Origin of the sequence: Nonomuraea sp. NPDC049141 (assembly GCF_040648415.1) — a bacterium.
Taxonomy (GTDB): domain Bacteria; phylum Actinomycetota; class Actinomycetes; order Streptosporangiales; family Streptosporangiaceae; genus Nonomuraea.
Map to the genome: position 1 here is coordinate 66,488 of NZ_JBEZDR010000012.1, position 17,344 is coordinate 83,831.

Below are 17,344 nucleotides of genomic sequence, written 5' to 3' on the forward strand. Positions count from 1 at the left end.
AACTGGAGACGGATGTTAGTCGGGTTTACTTGAGCGCACCCAGAGTGATGCCGCTCGTGACATACCGCTGGAAGATCAGGAAGAGGATGACGATCGGGAACGTCGCGATGACGAGGCCGGCGAAGAAGGCTCCCTGGTCGCTGACGAACTGGCCCTGGAAGGAGAGCAGGCCGACCGACAGCGTGCGGTTCTGCGGGCGGGTCAGCAGGACGACGCCGAACTGGACCTCGCTCCACACGAAGATGAGCCCGAGCAACGTGACCGAGACGAAACCACCCTTGCTGATCGGCAGGACCACGCGGAGCAGCGCGGCCAACTCCCCATAACCGTCGATCTTGGCTGCTTCGAGCAGTTCCCTCGGTACGGCGGCGAACACCGACCGCATGATGAGGGCGATGGTGGGCGTCATGAACGCCGCGTAGACCAGCGAGACGCCCGCCACGCTGTTGAGCATCTGATACCTGCCCAGCAGCTCGAACGTCGGGATCAGCGCGACGACCAGCGGGACGCTCAGGGCGAGGACCATGACGCGGCTGACCGCGTTCGACAGCCCCCTGGTCGCGCGGGCCAGGCCGTAACCGGCGAGGCTGCCGCAGGTCACGCCGATGGCCAGGCTGCAGAGCGCCACCAGCAGGCTGTTGATGATGTATGTCGACAGCGGCGCGCCACCGACCACGCCCCGCCAGGCGTCGGCGTAGTTCGACAGCACCCACTGGCCGCCCAGCCCCAACGGGTGGGCGTAGATGTCGCTGGTCGAGTGCAGCGACAGCAGCAGCATCGACACGAACGGCACGACCGTGATCGCCGTCCAGACCAGCAGGAGTGTGTAGCCGACGTACCAGAGCGGGCCGTGTCGCCAGACCGATCGTCGTCGTACGGCCGGGCGCGTTCCGCCCCGCGCCCTCATCGCGCGTCCAGGGTCTGCTGGCGGAAGATCCGCATGACCATGATCCCGATGACGGCGACGATCAGCGTCGTGATGACCGCGGTGGCCGAGCCGTAGCCGTAGTCCTGGTCGACGAAGGACTGTTTGTAGACCAGCACCGGGAGGATGCTCGTGGAGTTGCCCGGGCCGCCTCGGGTCATCGCGTAGATGATGCCGAAGGCGTTGAACGAGAACACCGAGGTCAACGTTGTGATCGTGCCCAGCATCGGCACGATGTTCGGCAAGGTGATCCGGAACAGCCGGCCGGCCGCGCCGACGCCGTCGAGCGTGGCCGCCTCGTGCACCTCCTGGGGGATGGCCTCCATGGCGCCGAGAAGGATGAGCATCGCGTACCCCGTCTGTGTCCACACCGCTACGAAGATGGCGGCGTACAGTGCCGTCGAGGACGACGCCAGCCAGGCGTGATCGTCCCCGAGCCCGATCAGGCCGAGCAGTGAGTTCACCACGCCGGTCGTCGGCTGGAACGCGTTCGACCAGAAGATGCCGGCGATGCTGACCGGGATGATCACCGGCAGGAACCAGACGACCTTGAAGATCCGGGCACCCGGGACCTTCCGGCTGATCGCGTTGGCCAGGAGAACGCCGAAGGTCACCGTGAACACCACAGTCCCGATGAAGAACTGCAGGCTGGTCCCGATGGACTCCCAGACCAGCGCATCGTGCAGCAGCCGCCGGTAGTTGTCCAGGCCGTGGTAGGCGACCGCGCCGATGCCGTCCCAGGTACCGAGGCTGATGCGCACGGATCCGGCGATCGGGTAGGCGACGAGCACGAGCAGCAGCACCAAGGCCGGGAGCATCACCGCGATCGGGAAGACCCGTGCCCTCTGGCGGGGCGGCCGCGCCACTACGGCTTTGTCGGCGGTCATCAGTCCGACGCCCCCGACACCTTGCCGGACTGCAGGTCCTCCAGCGCGGACTGGAACTGCTGCGCCGCCTGCTGCGGGGTCAGCTTGCCGGCCACGAGCTTCTGCAGCACCGGTACCGAGAACGCCTGCCCGAGGGTGGACGGCACGGTGGAGTCCCAGATGTTGACCAATCCGACGGACTGCGACAGCTCGAACTGCTGCTGCACCAGGTCGCCGAGGTTCGACAGGCTCGATGCGGGGATCGAGCTGAACACCGGCAGCGACCCGGTGGCGGCCACGACGCTGACCTGGTACTTGTCGGTCATGAAGAACTGAAGGAACTTCTTGGCCAGCTCCGGGTTCGCCGCCTTGACCGGGACCACCAGGGTGTCACCGTTGAAGGCGTCGAACGGCGTCTTCCGGCCCGGGGTGAGCGGCGGCAGCAGGAACCAACCCATCTCGAACGACGGCTTGGCCTCCTTCAGGCTCGCGTAGGAGTAGTTGCCGCCCTGCAGCATCGCGAGTTTTCCGCTGGTGAACAGCCCCTGGGCCTGGTCGGTGTCCATGCCGAGCATCCCGTTCTGGTAGATGCCCTTCTTCTGCCAGTCCTGGATCGTCTGGAGCACCTTCACGAAGCCGGGGTCGGTGTACTTGACGTTCGTGGGGGATCCGGGCTTGAAGTTGGTGAGCAGGGCGGCGTAGTCGCCGGCCGACACCGCGGTGGGCAGCAGCGCGTCCAGCGTGTGGCCCAGGTCGTACGGGCTCGACCCGCCCACGCCGAATCCCTGGTAGCCGGCGGCCTTGACCTTGCCCACCATCGACTCGAAGTCGGCGACGGAGGCGACCTGGTGGTCGGCCGGGTCGGGGATGCCGGCCTTCGCGAAGGCCGCCTTGTTGTAGTAGACGGGGTTGATCAGCAGTTGCTCGTAGAGGACGCCGTAGTGCTGCCCGTTGGTCGTGTAGTAGTCGACCTGGCTCTTGGAGTACTTGTCCGCCAGGCCGGCGGCCTTCCAGACATCGTCCAGCGGGGTCAGCTGCTTGTTCTTCAGCAGTGCCGACCAGACACCCGTGCTGCGCTGGAGGTAGCCGATGTCCGGGGTGCCGGTCGAGCTGAGCAGTGCCACATTGGGGCCGCGGGAGCTGCCGGAGTCAACGCCTTCGAAGGTGACCACCGTGCCGGGATTGGCCTTCTCGAAGTCCTTGCCGACCTGCTGCATGGCGCTGGCCAGCGGTCCGGTGGGGATCTGGATCCGGAGCGTCTTGCCGTCGCCGCCGCCTGGTCCGGTACCGGTGCCGCACGCGACGACGGCGGCCGCGAGCAGGACGCCGGCGAGGGCCGGCCTGGCCGCTCCGAGAGTTCTAGAGAGTCGCATGGGGGACGTCCTTCCAGGGGGCTGACAGCTCTATGGCGATCACGTCGATGAGGGCGCCGGTCGGTGGTGGCACGGTGATGAACAGTTCGCCGAGTGGCTCGTCGTCCGCGCCGTTCGCCTTGTGCACTTCCTCGTTGACGCTGTACGGCAGCGGTTGCTCGGTGCCGAGCAGGCGAACGCCGACGACCGAGCCGATGGGAACGTTCCTGACGACGAGCACGTCCTGTGGCCGCAGCAGCAGGTGCAGGTAGATGGTGTTGCCGCGCTGCGTGGCCGGGCCGTAGAAGTCGAGGCGTTCCGGCGCGGGCGCGGCCCCGACGATGCTCTCGCCGTGGCCGGCCAGCCAGCCGCCGAGCTGCTTGAGCGTGGCGACCTCGGTCGGCACCAGCGACCCGTCACCCCGCGGCCCGATGTTGAGCAGGAGGTTGCCGCCTCGGGAGACGACCTCGCTCAGGTAGGAGGCGAGCAGCCGCGGGCTCTTGTAGTCGAGGTCGTCGGGGCGGTAGGCCCAGCTCTCACTCATCGTGAGACACAGCTCCCACGGTCCGCCCGGTGGCCGGCGCGGCATGCCCTGCTCGGGGGTCGCGTAGTCGCCCTGGCCCGGCAGCCGGTCATTGATGATCACGTCCGGCTGCAGGGACTTGATCAGCTCACGGAGCTCGGCGGCGTGCCATTCCTCGGCGGTGCGTTCCCACTCCCCGTCGAACCACAGCAGGTCGATGGTCCCGTACTCGGTGAGCAGTTCGGTGAGCTGTCCCTTGACGTAGTCGAGGTATCGCGCCCACTGTTCCGGGGAGGGCCGCCGGTGATGGTCCTGCGAGTAGGGACGATCGGCGTCGGTGAACGCCGGGTAGTCGGGATGGTTCCAGTCGAGCAGCGAGTAGTAGACGCCAACGCGCAGGCCCTCGGCGCGCAGCGCGTCGAAGAACTCGCGGGTGATGTCCCGCCCGTACGGCGAGGCCGCGATGGAGAACTCGGACTGCCTCGTGTGGTACATCGAGTACCCGGCGTGATGGCGGACGGTGAAGACCACGTAGCGGGCACCCGCGTCGCGGGCGAGCCGCGCGACGCCTCGCGGATCCCAGCGGCGCGGGTCGAACGTGGCCGCGCTCGACTGGTACTGCGTGATCGACATGTCGGCTTCGGGTTCTGTCCGGCCCGGAAGGATCGAATGGCCGACCAGGGGCCAGCCGATCTCCACGCCTTGCTGACTCGCATGGTCCCAGTGCACGAACAGGCCGAAACCCGCGTCACCGAACCAGCCGGGAAAGGTCACGAGCTCATCCTTCTGCGTCGGGCGGGCTTGCCCAGATCGGATACGATACGATTTGCATGAGGATGCAGGGAGTTTTGGGCATGTGTCAACCACAATGTGTTCGTGGTGGCCTCAGATGGAGGGACGATGAGCGAGGCAGGCACGTCCGGCGGCTCGGGTTCCGGCGAGCCGGTCAAGATCAGCGTCCGCGAATCGGTCTTCCAGGCGCTGAAGGCCCGGCTCATGGATCACGACCTGGAGCCCGGGGCGAAGCTGTCGATCGACGGGCTCTCCCGCGAACTCGACGTGTCGCAGACGCCGGTCCGCGAAGCGCTCGCGCGCTGCGAGTCGGAGGGGCTCGTCGTCCGCCGGCCGAACACCGGCTATCTGGTGGCCCCCCTGCTCGACCGGGCCGCCCTTGATGATCTGTACGACGTCCGCTTGCTCCTCGAACCGTCCGCCGCCGCGCGTGCCGCACGGTATGCCACGGCCGCCGAGGTGAGCGCCATGCGGGAGTCGCTGGAGCAGATGATGTCACCGCTGCTGGGCGACACCTACGAGGCGTACCGCGGCTTCGCGGAGCTGGACGCCCTGTTTCACAACGCGATCGCCGAGGCCAGCCGCAGCCCGCTCATCGCCGACACGCTGCGCAGGTTCCGCGCGCACACCCATGGTTATCGCCTCTACTTCCGCCACGGGATCGCCACGCACGCCGCCGATGAGCACCGCGCGGTGCTCGACGCCATCTGCCGCAAGGATCCCGAGGCGGCGGCGAGTGCCATGACCGCCCACCTCGAGGCGTCGCGGTCACGCCTGACGAGCGCCTACGAAGCTTGAGCATGCGGCGTCAGTAGTGTCATCAGTAGCGTCAAAGGGCGGATAGCTCTCGGCGGCCACTCGATCGGCCGCGTCGATGTAGTCGGCGAGAGCGTCGCGGGATCGGGCGAGCCGGTCCATCTGATCGTCCAGTCGCCGCAGCCGTGACCGCATCGCGGCCAGCAACTCGGGACATCCGAGCAGTTCCGGGGCCTCTCCGACCGCACAGGGCAGCAGGTACGCGATGTCCTCAGAGGACAGACCCGCACCAAGCAGGTGCCGGATCTGCTTCACCCGCAGCACGGCGTTCTCGTCGTACTCGCGGTAACCGTTCGTGCCGCGCTCTGCCTCCAGCAGGCCCTGGGCTTCGTAGTAGCGCAACTGGTGGGCGTTCACGCCCGTCCGACGACTCAGTTCCCCGATCAGCATCGGAACCTCACTTGACCTTCATACCGGTATCAACGTTGACGATGCTGCCATGAACCGCAAAACCGACACACCTGTGACAGTCATCGGACTCGGACTGATGGGCCGGGCGCTCGCCGGCGCGTTCCTGAAAGCCGGACATCCCACAACCGTGTGGAACCGTACGATCTCCAAGGCCGACGAGCTGGTGGCCGAGGGCGCACGGCCGGCGCCAACGGTTGGCGACGCGCTCAAGGCAAGTCCCCTGACGATCATCTGCGTCACCGATTACCAGGCCATGCGCGAGCTGCTCGGCGCGAGCGACGGCGAGTTGGACGGCAAGACGTTGATCAACCTGACCTCGGGCGACTCGGCCCAGGCCCGGGAAGCCGCCCGATGGGCCGAGCAGCGCGGCGCCCGTTACCTGGACGGCGCCATCATGGCCATCCCGTCGGGGATCGGGACCGCCGAAGCGGTGATTCTGCACAGCGGGCCGCAGCCGGACTTCGAGGCGCACAAGTCAACGCTCGACGCGCTCGGCACCGTCACCTACCTGGGTGCTGACCATGGGCTGGCATCGCTGTACGACGTGGCCGGCCTCGCCATGATGTGGAGCGTCCTGAACGCCTGGCTCCAGGGCACCGCCCTGCTCCGGACGGCCGGTGTGGACGCCGCGACGTATGCGCCGTTCGCGCGGCAGATCGCTGCCGGGGTGGCCGAATGGCTGCCTGGGTACGCCGAGCAGATCGACAGCGGCTCCTTCCCGGCCGAGGTGTCGGCGCTGGAGACCGACGCGCGGGCGATGGCACACCTGATCGAGGCGAGCGAGGCGGTGGGAGTCAACGCCGAACTGCCGAAGTTGATCAAGGCGATGGCCGACCGCTCGATCGCCGCCGGACACGGTGGGGAGCAGTATCCCGTACTGATCGAAGAATTCAGCCGACCCCGCAACGATTGACCCAACTCGGCGCTTTGCCCGGTGGTGGTAGCGTCCGGGCACTCCTGGCCGTCGCGTTCGTCTGACCGCGGCTCAGGAGTGTCCGTCACTCGACCATCCCACGCCGTCCGACAGCGTCTACTGGGCCGCCGGGGCCGATCCCGCTTACCTGCGCGAGCTGGTGCGCCCGCGCCTCTGCCGCTGATCCTCACCCACGGCTGGCCGAGCAGCTTCGTGGAGATGCTGCCGCTCGCCGACCGGCTGACCGTCTCCTTCTTCACCCCTCTCCGTCGCTTCTAACAATTAAGGGTGGCGGTGGTCCGGGGTCGGCCCGAGGCGGGGTCCAAGGCCACGGGGAACGTTCGGCCGTCGGCCACCCGGATCTCCACCGAACTCGGCCCCGTCCACTTGACCGAGTCGAAGGTGTCGTCGGGGACGTCGTCGTTGAAGCAGCCGAGATCCCACTCCCTGCTGAGCAACCCGCCGTCCCTGTGGACACTGAGCCACGTCACCATGTCCGGCCCGAGACCCGCCATCGACTGCTGGAGCCGGATACTGTACGGGGCCGGTCCGTCGACGAAGCCGATTTCCTCGGTAGAGGAGAACGCAACGGTGAGCAACCCCCCGAACAGCGCGACACTCGCGCCCAGCCCGGCAACGACGACGATCACGACACGTAGCCACATCCACCGCAGCCCGACGGCGGCCAACGCCACCAGGACGCAGGCCACCACACCGAGCGCGAACGGATGGTTCAGACGTTCCCTCAACAGCACCAGGTCGGAGTCGTGGAAATACACCAGAGCCGCGAGGCCGCCCGCACAGAGCGAGGCGGCCAGCAGCACGAGTGAGCGAGGAGGCATCGCGGATCCCATCGGTGAGGTGCCTCCGAGATCATGACAGCACCGCGGTGCCGTAACCGCTAAGTGCACGGAATCTCGACAAACGGGGCTTTCGCCGGATGCGGGGTCATTGCTGTGGAGTGCCGTACACGCTGACCTCCGTGAGATGGAACGACAGGTTGGCGCTGTTGTGGGTGCCGACCACCCGGACGTACCGGGCCTTCGCCTCAGTGGTCATGGTGTCTCCGGCGTCGGTCGTGGCCCGGGTGCCGCGGCGGCCGCCGAGGGTGTACCAGGTGGTGCCGTCGAGGCTTCCCTCCAGCCGGTACTCGTAGTAGCGCCCGCCCCCGACATAGTTGCGGACATTGACGCGGGAGATGTCGTTGACCGTACCCAGGTCGACCTGCCACCAGGTGGTGTCCCAGGTCAGCTGGCTGGCGAAGTACGGCGAGTTGGCGCGGTTGCCGTCGTTCGCGTGTTCCGGGCCGCGGCTCTGCTCCCAGCTCAGTGCGGTGACCGGTTTGCGGAGGCTTTGCAGCGTGTCCTGCGCGCTGTCGCGGGCGGTCGACGGGGTCGATGCGGGATCGGTCAGCATGGCGACCGCCTGCTGGCCGGTGTTGCGGTTGGCCGCGCTGACGAACAGGCCGACGTCGAGCGTGGCGCCGGTGCCCGGGACGCCGGCCGACCCGATCAGCGACCAGTTCTTGCCGTCGCTGCTGCATGAGCCGGTGAGCCGGTCACCGGACCTGCCGATGCGCACCCGCACGGGTGGACTGAACCCGCCCACTTCCGTGTACGAGTCGAGCTGCCCGTTGCCGTCGGAATCCCAGCTGAACAGGCAGCCGTGACCGGGCGTGATGGCGATGTTCGCGTAGCCGGTGGAACCGGGGGTGGCCAGGTCGTTGCTCACCACCAGCCCGGCCCGGGTGTAGTCCGACGAGCCGTCCTGCCGCAGCACCGTGCTCGCGAGCTGCTGCCCGTCGGCCAGGGCGCCCTTGCGGTAGGCGGTGGCCAGTTCGTTGGTCTCCCGCCACAGGTCCGCACCACTCGCCGCGATCGCGATCCCGCCGTCGATGGGGGCGAATTCGGCCTGCGTGTTGCTCATCATCGGGTACGACGCGGGCACGGCTCCGGCGATCAGCAGGCGGGTCGAGGCCCGGTCCTGCCGGGCGACGTCGTCGGATCGCCAGGAGGCGGTGATGTCCAGTGCCGGCGTACTGCCTGGGGCGCTGCCGGCGGGAACGGTCACCGTCCACGTCGCGGTGAGCTTCTCGCGCGGGGCGATGTGGTCGGCGCGGGTCGGGGAGGTCGCCCGCACCTGGTATCCGCGTGGGGCATCGAGCTGGAGCGTGGCCTTGCCGGTGGGCCGCAGGGCGTTGTCATTGGTGAACACGGCGGTGATCTGCACTGTCTCACCCGGCTTGACGCCCTTGCGGTCGACCCCGACGGTCACCGCGCCGTCCGGCAGCGCGGCCACCCGGCTCGCTTCGAGGTAGGAGTTGCCGCGTGGCTCGGCGGTCAGCTGGGTGCCGGCTCTGGCCCAGTCCTGGGCGACGGACAGCCAGTCGATCGGCTCGGGGTACTCCTTGCCCGAGCGCAGCGCGGTCTTCAGGCTGTCGAAGAAGAGCTGCCACCGCTTGACGTAGTACTGCCCGACGAGGCCGTTCATCTCCCTGCGGGCGTAGTCCTGCAGCCGGGCGCCGGTGGCCCAGAGCGTGACCAGCGACTTGAGGTTGTAGTCCAGGGTCGCCGCTTCGGCCGGTGTGGCGGCCTGGCGGCGGGCCTCCTTCTGCCACGCCCCGAGCAGGAAGTTCTCATCGGTGCCGAGCAGCCGATCCATCAGCCGCATCTGGTCCGTCCACTGGCCGGTGAGGCGCTCGAAGCGTTCGAGATCCTTGGCGCGGTAGGCGGCGCGGATCTTGGGCAGCTGCAGCCGGCTGTGGTTGGCCAGCACCTGCCGGGCGACGTCGACAAGGTCGTAGCGGTAGGCGCCGGAACCGCGTAGGCGCCGGTCGATCTGGAGCAGCTCGTCGAGCGCTTTGTCGAAGGTGGCGATGTCGTACTGCAGGGGGTAGCCGGTGTTCGCCAGGCCGGGCTCGTCGTCGTACAGGCCGGTGACGTGCCGGGAGTCGGCGCCGGCGGGCCAGCTGTAGACGGTGTCGAGGAGGATCTGCCAGGCCGCCTTGGCGTGCGGATCCTCGCCGCCGTATCGGGCGGTGGCGTAGTCGCTGAACCACTGCCGCATGTCGACCGGGCCGTCCTGCCACGGCAGGTCGGCGAAGAACGCGACCGCGGCCGGGTTGTTGTCGATGGCCTCGGGCATCAGCGCGATGCCGTTCATCGCCGTGCCGGGCTTGCCGCGCCATGCGTGGAACTTTTCGTTCCACAGCGTCAACCGGGCGCCGAGGTTGAAATGTCCGCCGAAGTTCCAGATGGTGCCGAACGCGTATCCGGTGCCCAAGAAGTCCTTGTCCCGGTCGGTGATGCCGGATTCCTCGCTGATGCCGTCGACGATGAACATCTTGGTGCGGTCGATGGCCTGGAGCGTCGCCGGCAGCGGGTTGCTCTGCCAGCCCAGGATCGTCCACAGCGCATCGGGATGGGCGGTGTTCAACGCCCGCTGCACCGCTTGGGAGGCCTGCGCGACGTTGACCTTTCCTGCTGTGCCACCCTCGTGCAGCAGGTCCATCTTGTACATCGTGCTGGCACCGAACAGTTCGGTCTGCACCCGATAGAACGTGGCCGCGACGCGGTCGAAGATGGGGTTTGTCGGGTCGAGCCAGTGTGGGCGTTCGAGCTGGTTCCAGGTGCCCTGCGGGACTGTGTTGGCTTCCGGATTGCGGACCTTGAAGTCGGTCGGCACGGTGCCGAAATAGCCGGGCAGCACGGGGACCATGCCCAATGACCGTAGGCGGTCGGCCAGCCTGCGGCCAAGTTCGATCCGTTGATCGATGAGTCGCTGGGAGATCGGGCTGTCAGTGCAGCACATGTTCTGCAGCAGCCACCAGGACTGGTGGCCCGGCTGCGGGATCCACTGGCGCGTCTCCTGGTCGGAGTAGCCGAACTCCTTGAGGGTGCGCTGGTAGACCGCCTCCTGGCCCTCGTAGACGAGCACCTCGTTGATGCCGTGCAGCGCCAGCACGTCGATCCGCCGCTGCCACTCTTGCCAGCTCAGGTACGCGCCCGCGTAGCCCTGGTTGGTGTCGTTGAGGGCGAAGCGATGATCCACTGAGGAGGTCTTGGCGATGGGGGCCGCGGGTAATGGAAGGCGCTGGGGCAGGTCGACCTGGGAGCCGTTGATCGAGATGTCGGCGTGTGCCACCTGGCGCAGGTAGTAGCCGAAGCCGGTCAGCTGGGCCGCGGGTGTCGTACCGGCGACGACAAGGCGACCGTTGTCGGCCTGTACCTGGAACCGGTCCCGGCCCGTGCCCTTGTCGATCGTGCGCAGGCTGACCTGCTTGGCGCGGGATGTCCCGATCAGCCGTTCCAGAGCCTGCGCCGCCGGGCTGTCCGGCCGGGCGGGCGCCGGCTGTGCGGGTACGTCGGCCACCGCCGTGGGCTGGGAGACGAACGGCGCGGCGAGCGTCGTGAGCAGGACGGCGAGCACCATCAGGCGCGGTCGCCGTCGTCGCGATAATTGGGCGGCGCGCGGGTCGCGGGAACGGGTCATCGGGTGGCCACCTCCGGAGGGGGCGAGCAGACCATTTATGCAGCGACTTTTCGTAAGCTCGCTGCGAAATATACTCAGCCACAGGTGCCAGGAGGTCAAGATCTCGGACGGCATGAGGGAGCGCCGATGAATGAGGAACGGCCGGCGGGCACGCCGGTGCTGCGCAGGATGAACCGGGCCGCGGTGCTCGACGCCGTCCGGCAGTGCGCGCCCGAGCCGGTGCGGTTGGCCGAACTCGCCCGGCTGACCGAGCTCACCCGCCCGACGGTCACCCAAGCCGTAGAGGATCTGCTGGCCGCCGACTGGCTGCGGCAGCACGCACCCCAGCCGGCCACGGTGGGCAGACCGGCGACGCGGTTCTCACTGAACGGCCGGGCCGCACCCGTGCTCGCCCTGGACGTCGGGCCGCACACCGTGACGGCGGGGATCGCCGACCTCGCCGGTGCGCACCTCGCGGTGATCCGCCAGGCGGTCCGTCGTCGCGACGCCCAGCACCTGCTCGACGCCGTCGACGAGACAGCGGGTGAGGCGCTGGCGACGGCCGGCCTGACCGCTGAGCAGATCTCGGCCGTCACCGCGGGGACCCCGGGCATCGTTGAGGCGACCACCGGCCGAGTGCTGTTCGCCCCGAGCATGCCGGGCTGGTCGGAGATCGACCTTGTCGGCCACCTGCGGGCCCATTTCAGGTGTCCGGTCACGGTGGAGAACGATGCGAACCTGGCCGCCCTGGCGGCGGCCCATCAGCGCACCGGCTCGGGCACCCTGCTCGCGGTTCAGTGGGGCGAGCGGCTCGGAGCCGGTGTCGTCATCGACGGGCGACTGCATCGGGGCGCGGGACAGGCCGGGGAGATCGGCTTCATCCGTGCGGCCGGTGGCCTTCCCGACGCGGCCGGGGACGGCCGCGGGCCGTTGGAGCGTGCGATCGGCGCTGAGGCGATCGTCGAGCTCGCCCGCCGCAGGGCCGCGGCGCATCCGGGGTCCAGGCTCGCCGGTGCGACGGACGCGGCCGCCGTCTTCGCGGCCGCCGGGGATGATCCGATCGCCGCCGAGGTCGTGGACCAGGTCGCCGCCATCTTCGCCGAGGCGATCGCGCCCGTCGTCCTCGTACTGTCGCCGCACGCGATCGTGATCGGTGGTGGCATCGCCCGAGCCGGCGCGGTCCTGCTGGACGCGATCGCACGGCACCTCGAAGACCTGACCCTCACCCCGCCAGGCGTGGAACTGTCGGAGCTGGCCGAGAACACCGTGCTCACCGGCGCGATCCAGCTGGCCCTGGACGAGGTGTGGCGCAACACCCTGGCTGCCTGCTAGTTCGTGTGTAGCGCCGCGTCGAGGATCGAGTCCAGGATCCCCTGCGAACTCTGGAGCTGAGCGATCATCTTGGCGATGTGAGCGCGTTCGCGCCGTAAGTCGTCGATGAAGGTCGGGCAGCCGGAAGGCACCATCAGTCCGTCATCTCCGTGCACGCAGTGCAGGACCCGGGCGATGACAGTGGTGGAAAGCCCGGCGGCGAGCAGGGCGCGGATATGACGCACTGCCGCGATGTCCGCCTTGGTGTACTCGCGGTAGCCGTTGTCCAGGCGGACCGGCTTGAGGAGACCCTGCTCCTCGTAGTAGCGCAGCAGTCGCCTGTTCACCCCGGTCTCGTGAGCCAGGTCGCCGATCCGCATCCGGTTCCTTCCCTTGACCTTCACATGGATGTGATGCCTTACCGTCGCGAGTATCGCTGATCCAGAAGTAAGGAGTACGTCAATGCCGGGTGCCGTGATCATTGGTGCAGGTCCGGGGATCGGGCAGGCGGTGGCTCGTAGGTTCGCCAGGGAGGGGCTGCCGACAGCGCTGATCGCCCGGAGCGACCAGACGTTGCGTGCCGCGGCCGAGGCGGTTGCCCCCAGCGGCGTCCCGGTTGTCACGTTGGAGGCCGACAGTACAGACCAGGCCGAGCTGAACGCCGCGCTCGACGCGGCTGTCCGCGAGCACGGCGTACCGGACGTCGTGGTGTACAACGCCGCGATCATCCAGGCGGACGCGCCGGGCGAGCTGTCGGTACGCGGTCACATGGAGGCCTGGGCGGTGAACGTGGTCGGCGCGCTCAACGCCGCGGCCCACGTCGCGCCCGCCATGGCGGCCCGCGGCCATGGCACGATCCTCATCACGGGCGGCATGCCCGAGCCCAAGCCGCAGTACGTGAGCCTCTCCCTGGGCAAGGCAGGCGTCCGCACCCTGGTCACGCTGCTCGACCAGGAGTACGGCCCTGCCGGGGTGCACGTGGCGAGCGTCACCGTGGCCGGTCCTGTCGCCCCAGGTACCGACTTCGACCCGGACGACATCGCCGAGCACTACTGGCACCTGCACACGCAGCCACGAGACCAGTGGACGCGGGAAGCCCTGCACGCGGGTTCCCCGGGATGACCAGCCGGGTCAGGCTTACCGGAGCTCGTACACCAGCGAAGTGATCTTGTCGCCGCGCTGGTGTTCGGTTCGGGCCCAGAGCCGTGTCGTGCCCGGCGCGGGGGCGATGTCGATGATGCGGTCCGCCGGACCGGCCCCCGGCAAGGTCGATCTGGTCCAGCTGCCGTCGCGAAGGTTGAGCACATAGGGCGCGCCGGAGCTGGGGTTGGCGGCGATCCACAGGCCGCTCGCCGGGTCGGTGCGCACCGCGGTCAAGCCGGTTCGCACCACGTTCAGGCTCTCCTGCTTCCATTGGGTACGGTCCCAGTGCAGCACGATCGGGCTGCCACCGTCCGCCCAGGCCGGACCGACCGCCCAGATCGTCTCGCCGGAGGGGGAGCCGCCGACCTCGAGCCGCGAAACCTTGTCGAACTGTGTGGGCAGCTCGGCGCTTTTCCAGGAGCTCCCATCCCAGCGCAACATCGACCAGCCAGGCCGTCGCCCCTCCGTGGTGAACAGCAACGCCCCGCCGCCCGCCGTCGGGACCACCCGTAGACGGCCTTGGGCGGTGTATCTCACCGTCCAGCGCGACGCCGACTCGACAGCGTCATCAGCCGTCCGCCCAACCCTGCCCAGGGCCGTATCGGCAGCCAGCACACACGCGCCGGCAAGGACCAGGGCAGCGAGCACACATGTAGCCTTACGCATCTCACAAAGGATCACACAACCTGCGAATCCGTTCCCGCCGAGTAAAAGGGCTGCGCGTGAACCAGCTCGCTGCCCGGGTCTACAGCGCCTGGTGGAACGTCAACTCCCACAACCGGCTGAGCTTCGCGGCAAGCGAGTGGCTGGAGCGACCACATCCGTACATAACGGTCCGCATGCCCGACGCGGCACGCTGAGCCCGCGATCGGAATTGAGATGTAAGAAAGCCCTCCTTCGGACCACATGCTCCATGGACAACGTGCCTCCCGACCGAAGGAACCGGCTTGCCCAACCCCCACGAGCGCTTCACCACGCTCTACAACACCTACCAAGCGCGGGTGTACGGCTATGCGGTGAGTCGAGCCGGACATCAACTCGCGGAGGAAGTGGTCAGCGAGACCTTCCTCGTCGCCTGGCGTCGACTCGACGACATCCCCGACGAAGCGCAGGTCCAGTGGCTCTTCCGCGTCGCCCGGAACATCCTGCGGGACAACTTCCGGCAGCTCGCCCGTCGCGAATCCTTGGCGGCCGACCTGCGTACGTGGATGGAGCAGGCCGTCGCCGACGTGGGCGAACACGCCACCGAACGACTGACCATACTTCGCGCGCTGGCCACCCTTTCCGAAGACGACAAAGAGATTCTGACCCTCACCACCTGGCACGGCCTGTCCGCCGCGGAAGCGGCCGAAGTGCTGGGCTGTACGAAGGCCACCTTCTTCGTCCGGCTGCATCGCGCACGCCGTCGGCTGCAAGCGTTCATCGACACCGCGGACACCGCCCCGTCTCCGAAGCCCGTAATCGTCCCCGGAGGGAAACTTCGATGAGCCGCAAGCCCGACGCGATGCGCCTACTCGCCATGGCTCGTCCGGACTCCTTGGATCGCGGATCGCGCCTTTCCGCCGATGACCTGCTGATCAAGGCCGGCGACGAGCCGGAGAGCAGACCGGCTCGCCGGCCGTCACGGCCGAGATCGAACGTCATAACCGTGATTCGCCTCGCCGCCGTCGCGATGGCCGTCACGGTCGTGACGGCCATGCTGGTCCGGGGCACGGATACTGAGCCCCTGGAGTCTCACCCGGTATCCGCTCGTACCGTCCTCCTTGCCGCCGCGGATCGGATCGAGACCACCAGCGCGACGACGGGTCGCTACTGGCACTCTGTCGGCCGGAGCATGGCGACGGGAAAGGAAGGACGCGCACCCACCGGCATGACATCCAAGCTGATCGAATATCAGGTGACCTGCACGCATGAAGTGTGGATGGCCAAGTCGGAGCGGGAGCCGAGCTGGCTTCTGGTCACCGCTCAGTCAGGCAAGCCGTTCGCCGAGGCCGATGCGGCGATCTGGCGGCAACAGGGTGCTTACCGGCTCGGCGCCTGTGAGGGGCCTGGCGTTCCCGGCATCGGTGGTGTGGTGCCGCAACCGCCGTTCGCCTTGCGAATCGACGACCAGCATGCCGCCGAGGTTTCGTATCCCCAGGTGGGACCCGTGCCCGTCACGACAGAAGAGGTCATGGCCTTGCCTGCGGACCCGGTGCGACTCAGGGAAGTCCTCCAGGAGTGGGCTCGGCGAGGTGGTTACCGGGCCGATGAGGAATTTCTGTACACCGGGGTCACCAGCCTGCTCACCCAACTGCCGACGACCCCTCAAGTGCGCGCCGCGCTCTACCGCGTGCTCGCGAGTCTTTCGCGAGTCAAGAACATCGGGACCATCGCTGATCCCCTGGGTCGGGTCGGAAGCGGGATCGAATTCGCTGGGACACAGCAGATCATCATCGATGAGTACTCAGGCCGGCTGCTCGCCGTACAAGAACGATCCTCAGACCGTACGGGAACGCTGACCTCGTGGACCGCTGTGACCGCGTCCGGCTGGACGGACGCACGCCCGAGGCTGCCCAGCACGATCGTGGGCGGCGACTGAAGGCGGCCGGCGGTCCCGAGTGTGGCAACGGTGTAGAGATAACGGGCGGGTACCGTGCAGACGGTCGCGTGGGTGGGGTGCCGCTCCTACCGTCGGAGAGTATGCGGACCGTGGATGTACTGGTCGTGGGTGCTGGCCTGGCCGGCTTGCGCACAGCCCGTCTGCTCGCCGAACGGGAGCTGGAGGTGCTGGTCGTCGACCGCCGCAGGTCGCTGTCGACGGGCATCCGGACGACGGGCATCTTCGTGCGGCGCACGCTCGACGACTTCGAGTTGCCGGACCACCTGCTCGGGCCCGGTATTCGGGACGTGCTGCTGTATCCGCCGTCGCGGCGGGCACCGATCCGGCTCACCAGTGACCGGGACGAGTATCGCGTGGCGGACATGGCGGCCGTCTACGAGCACGCGCACCGCGCGGCGGAGTCGGCCGGGGCACAGGTCCTCTTGGGCGTACGGTATGTCGGCGCGTCGATGGGTTTGGTGCGGTTCTCGGGGGCGGAACCGGTGACGGCCCGGTTCATCGTCGGCGCGGATGGCGCCCGCTCCCACGTTGCCCGTGATCTCGGCCTCGACGTCAACCGGCGCTTCCTGGTCGGTGCCGAGATCGTCCATCCGGTCGCGTCGGGCACGACCACCCCGGTGTTCCACTGCGTGCTGGATCCCCGGGTCGCTCCGGGGTACCTGGGGTGGGTCATCGACGACGGCCGGCATGCGCATGTCGGCGTCGCGGGATATCCGGGCGCGATGCGCACCGGCATCCGCCATCTGCTGGACGCTTTCGCCGCGGACGCGCCCGGCCGCGCGGTGCCGACCGGGCCGGTCGAGCGTCGAGGGGGTCCGATCCCGGTCGGCGGTGTGCTGCGACGGTTGGCGTGCCCCGCCGGGCTGCTCGTCGGCGACGCGGCGGGCGCGGTGTCGCCGCTGACGGCCGGCGGGCTGGACCCCTGCTTACGCATGTCCGAACTGGCCGCGGCGCTCGCCGCTAGGTACCTGCGTACTGGTGACCAGCGCATATTGCGTCAGTACGACGGGAAGGCGTTGCGGATCCGGTTCCGAGGACGGCTGTTGCTGCGCCGCGTGTTCGCCGGCATCCGATCCCCGGCCGCGGCGGAGGCGGCGGTGACCGTGCTACGTGGTCGTGCCGGTCGTGCTCTGGCGGCGCGCGTCCTGTTCGGTGACGGCTCGTTTCCCGACGTCGGCTCGCGGCTCGCGGACCCGGCGATCGACCGCCCCTGTCAGTGA

General features: G+C 68.3%; 18 protein-coding genes. 9 read left to right on the top strand and 9 right to left on the bottom strand.

Annotated features, from left to right (window positions below; translation table 11 throughout):
• Window positions 1-25 precede the first annotated feature (25 nt).
• The 4 genes from AB0B91_RS33630 to AB0B91_RS33645 are packed head-to-tail and all read right to left on the bottom strand — an operon-like array spanning window position 26 to window position 4,440.
• Window positions 26-907, bottom strand: coding sequence for a carbohydrate ABC transporter permease (locus AB0B91_RS33630; protein WP_358328029.1), 882 nt, complete (start codon window positions 905-907; stop codon window positions 26-28).
• Window positions 904-1,812 carry a sugar ABC transporter permease gene (locus tag AB0B91_RS33635; RefSeq protein ID WP_358328030.1) on the bottom strand — a complete coding sequence of 303 codons (909 nt, stop codon included), beginning with the start codon at window positions 1,810-1,812 and terminating at the stop codon, window positions 904-906. Before AB0B91_RS33635 ends, AB0B91_RS33630 begins: the two co-directional genes overlap by 4 nt.
• The gene (locus AB0B91_RS33640; protein WP_358328032.1) at window positions 1,812-3,164 is read right to left on the bottom strand and encodes an extracellular solute-binding protein; all 1,353 of its coding nucleotides are present in this window, start codon (window positions 3,162-3,164) and stop codon (window positions 1,812-1,814) included. Before AB0B91_RS33640 ends, AB0B91_RS33635 begins: the two co-directional genes overlap by 1 nt.
• Complete coding sequence (locus AB0B91_RS33645) at window positions 3,151-4,440, bottom strand: alpha-L-fucosidase (protein WP_358328033.1); 1,290 nt, start codon at window positions 4,438-4,440, stop codon at window positions 3,151-3,153. Before AB0B91_RS33645 ends, AB0B91_RS33640 begins: the two co-directional genes overlap by 14 nt.
• 126 nt (window positions 4,441-4,566) lie before the next feature.
• On the opposite strand from AB0B91_RS33645, the gene AB0B91_RS33650 reads away from it, so the two are divergent.
• Window positions 4,567-5,256: a GntR family transcriptional regulator gene (locus AB0B91_RS33650; protein WP_358328035.1), complete on the top strand. Its 690-nt coding sequence runs from the start codon at window positions 4,567-4,569 to the stop codon at window positions 5,254-5,256.
• Here the strand turns inward: AB0B91_RS33650 and AB0B91_RS33655 are convergent.
• Window positions 5,227-5,664, bottom strand: coding sequence for a MerR family transcriptional regulator (locus AB0B91_RS33655; RefSeq protein ID WP_358328037.1), 438 nt, complete (start codon window positions 5,662-5,664; stop codon window positions 5,227-5,229). The genes AB0B91_RS33650 and AB0B91_RS33655 overlap by 30 nt on opposite strands.
• A 49-nt stretch (window positions 5,665-5,713) precedes the next feature.
• Between AB0B91_RS33655 and AB0B91_RS33660 the strand changes: the two genes are divergently transcribed.
• Both AB0B91_RS33660 and AB0B91_RS33665 read left to right on the top strand, forming a co-directional pair.
• Window positions 5,714-6,598 (top strand): NAD(P)-binding domain-containing protein, encoded by an 885-nt coding sequence (locus AB0B91_RS33660; protein WP_358328039.1) that lies wholly within the window; start codon window positions 5,714-5,716, stop codon window positions 6,596-6,598.
• 78 nt (window positions 6,599-6,676) lie between these two features.
• The gene (locus AB0B91_RS33665) at window positions 6,677-6,877 is read left to right on the top strand and encodes an epoxide hydrolase N-terminal domain-containing protein (RefSeq protein WP_358328042.1); all 201 of its coding nucleotides are present in this window, start codon (window positions 6,677-6,679) and stop codon (window positions 6,875-6,877) included.
• Here AB0B91_RS33665 and AB0B91_RS33670 read toward each other — a convergent pair.
• Window positions 6,874-7,440: a hypothetical protein gene (locus AB0B91_RS33670; RefSeq protein ID WP_358328044.1), complete on the bottom strand. Its 567-nt coding sequence runs from the start codon at window positions 7,438-7,440 to the stop codon at window positions 6,874-6,876. The genes AB0B91_RS33665 and AB0B91_RS33670 overlap by 4 nt on opposite strands.
• A gap of 106 nt (window positions 7,441-7,546) precedes the next feature.
• A complete protein-coding gene (locus tag AB0B91_RS33675; RefSeq protein ID WP_358328046.1) occupies window positions 7,547-11,089 on the bottom strand; it encodes an alpha-N-acetylglucosaminidase TIM-barrel domain-containing protein in 3,543 nt (1,180 codons plus the stop codon).
• 126 nt (window positions 11,090-11,215) lie between these two features.
• On the opposite strand from AB0B91_RS33675, the gene AB0B91_RS33680 reads away from it, so the two are divergent.
• Window positions 11,216-12,400, top strand: a complete 1,185-nt coding sequence (locus tag AB0B91_RS33680; protein WP_358328049.1) for an ROK family protein — start codon at window positions 11,216-11,218, stop codon at window positions 12,398-12,400.
• Here AB0B91_RS33680 and AB0B91_RS33685 read toward each other — a convergent pair.
• Entirely contained in the window at window positions 12,397-12,759 is a 363-nt protein-coding gene (locus AB0B91_RS33685) for a MerR family transcriptional regulator (RefSeq protein WP_358328052.1), read from the bottom strand. The genes AB0B91_RS33680 and AB0B91_RS33685 overlap by 4 nt on opposite strands.
• A gap of 82 nt (window positions 12,760-12,841) precedes the next feature.
• Between AB0B91_RS33685 and AB0B91_RS33690 the strand changes: the two genes are divergently transcribed.
• Window positions 12,842-13,501 (top strand): SDR family NAD(P)-dependent oxidoreductase, encoded by a 660-nt coding sequence (locus AB0B91_RS33690; RefSeq protein ID WP_358328055.1) that lies wholly within the window; start codon window positions 12,842-12,844, stop codon window positions 13,499-13,501.
• A 15-nt stretch (window positions 13,502-13,516) separates the two neighbouring features.
• Here AB0B91_RS33690 and AB0B91_RS33695 read toward each other — a convergent pair whose 3' ends face one another.
• A complete protein-coding gene (locus AB0B91_RS33695) occupies window positions 13,517-14,188 on the bottom strand; it encodes a hypothetical protein (RefSeq protein ID WP_358328057.1) in 672 nt (223 codons plus the stop codon).
• A 56-nt stretch (window positions 14,189-14,244) separates the two neighbouring features.
• Between AB0B91_RS33695 and AB0B91_RS33700 the strand changes: the two genes are divergently transcribed.
• The 4 genes from AB0B91_RS33700 (at window position 14,245) to AB0B91_RS33715 (ending at window position 17,344) form a co-directional block, all read left to right on the top strand.
• The gene (locus AB0B91_RS33700; protein ID WP_358328060.1) at window positions 14,245-14,382 is read left to right on the top strand and encodes a hypothetical protein; all 138 of its coding nucleotides are present in this window, start codon (window positions 14,245-14,247) and stop codon (window positions 14,380-14,382) included.
• Window positions 14,383-14,469: 87 nt separating this feature from the next.
• The gene (locus AB0B91_RS33705; RefSeq protein ID WP_358328063.1) at window positions 14,470-15,009 is read left to right on the top strand and encodes an RNA polymerase sigma factor; all 540 of its coding nucleotides are present in this window, start codon (window positions 14,470-14,472) and stop codon (window positions 15,007-15,009) included.
• Complete coding sequence (locus AB0B91_RS33710) at window positions 15,006-16,103, top strand: CU044_5270 family protein (protein WP_358328066.1); 1,098 nt, start codon at window positions 15,006-15,008, stop codon at window positions 16,101-16,103. The genes AB0B91_RS33705 and AB0B91_RS33710 overlap by 4 nt, the downstream gene beginning before the upstream one ends.
• A gap of 101 nt (window positions 16,104-16,204) precedes the next feature.
• Complete coding sequence (locus AB0B91_RS33715; protein ID WP_358328069.1) at window positions 16,205-17,344, top strand: NAD(P)/FAD-dependent oxidoreductase; 1,140 nt, start codon at window positions 16,205-16,207, stop codon at window positions 17,342-17,344.

Bases quoted from the DNA above. Each gene is read 5' to 3' on its own strand.
- AB0B91_RS33710 (WP_358328066.1), top strand. From the start codon at position 15,006: ATGAGCCGCAAGCCCGACGCGATGCGCCTACTCGCCATGGCTCGTCCG.
- AB0B91_RS33680 (WP_358328049.1), top strand. From the start codon at position 11,216: ATGAATGAGGAACGGCCGGCGGGCACGCCGGTGCTGCGCAGGATGAAC.
- AB0B91_RS33670 (WP_358328044.1), bottom strand. From the start codon at position 7,440: ATGCCTCCTCGCTCACTCGTGCTGCTGGCCGCCTCGCTCTGTGCGGGC.
- AB0B91_RS33655 (WP_358328037.1), bottom strand. From the start codon at position 5,664: ATGCTGATCGGGGAACTGAGTCGTCGGACGGGCGTGAACGCCCACCAG.
- AB0B91_RS33685 (WP_358328052.1), bottom strand. From the start codon at position 12,759: ATGCGGATCGGCGACCTGGCTCACGAGACCGGGGTGAACAGGCGACTG.
- AB0B91_RS33640 (WP_358328032.1), bottom strand. From the start codon at position 3,164: ATGCGACTCTCTAGAACTCTCGGAGCGGCCAGGCCGGCCCTCGCCGGC.
- AB0B91_RS33695 (WP_358328057.1), bottom strand. From the start codon at position 14,188: ATGCGTAAGGCTACATGTGTGCTCGCTGCCCTGGTCCTTGCCGGCGCG.
- AB0B91_RS33660 (WP_358328039.1), top strand. From the start codon at position 5,714: ATGAACCGCAAAACCGACACACCTGTGACAGTCATCGGACTCGGACTG.
- AB0B91_RS33650 (WP_358328035.1), top strand. From the start codon at position 4,567: ATGAGCGAGGCAGGCACGTCCGGCGGCTCGGGTTCCGGCGAGCCGGTC.
- AB0B91_RS33630 (WP_358328029.1), bottom strand. From the start codon at position 907: ATGAGGGCGCGGGGCGGAACGCGCCCGGCCGTACGACGACGATCGGTC.
- AB0B91_RS33690 (WP_358328055.1), top strand. From the start codon at position 12,842: ATGCCGGGTGCCGTGATCATTGGTGCAGGTCCGGGGATCGGGCAGGCG.
- AB0B91_RS33675 (WP_358328046.1), bottom strand. From the start codon at position 11,089: ATGACCCGTTCCCGCGACCCGCGCGCCGCCCAATTATCGCGACGACGG.
- AB0B91_RS33715 (WP_358328069.1), top strand. From the start codon at position 16,205: ATGCGGACCGTGGATGTACTGGTCGTGGGTGCTGGCCTGGCCGGCTTG.
- AB0B91_RS33635 (WP_358328030.1), bottom strand. From the start codon at position 1,812: ATGACCGCCGACAAAGCCGTAGTGGCGCGGCCGCCCCGCCAGAGGGCA.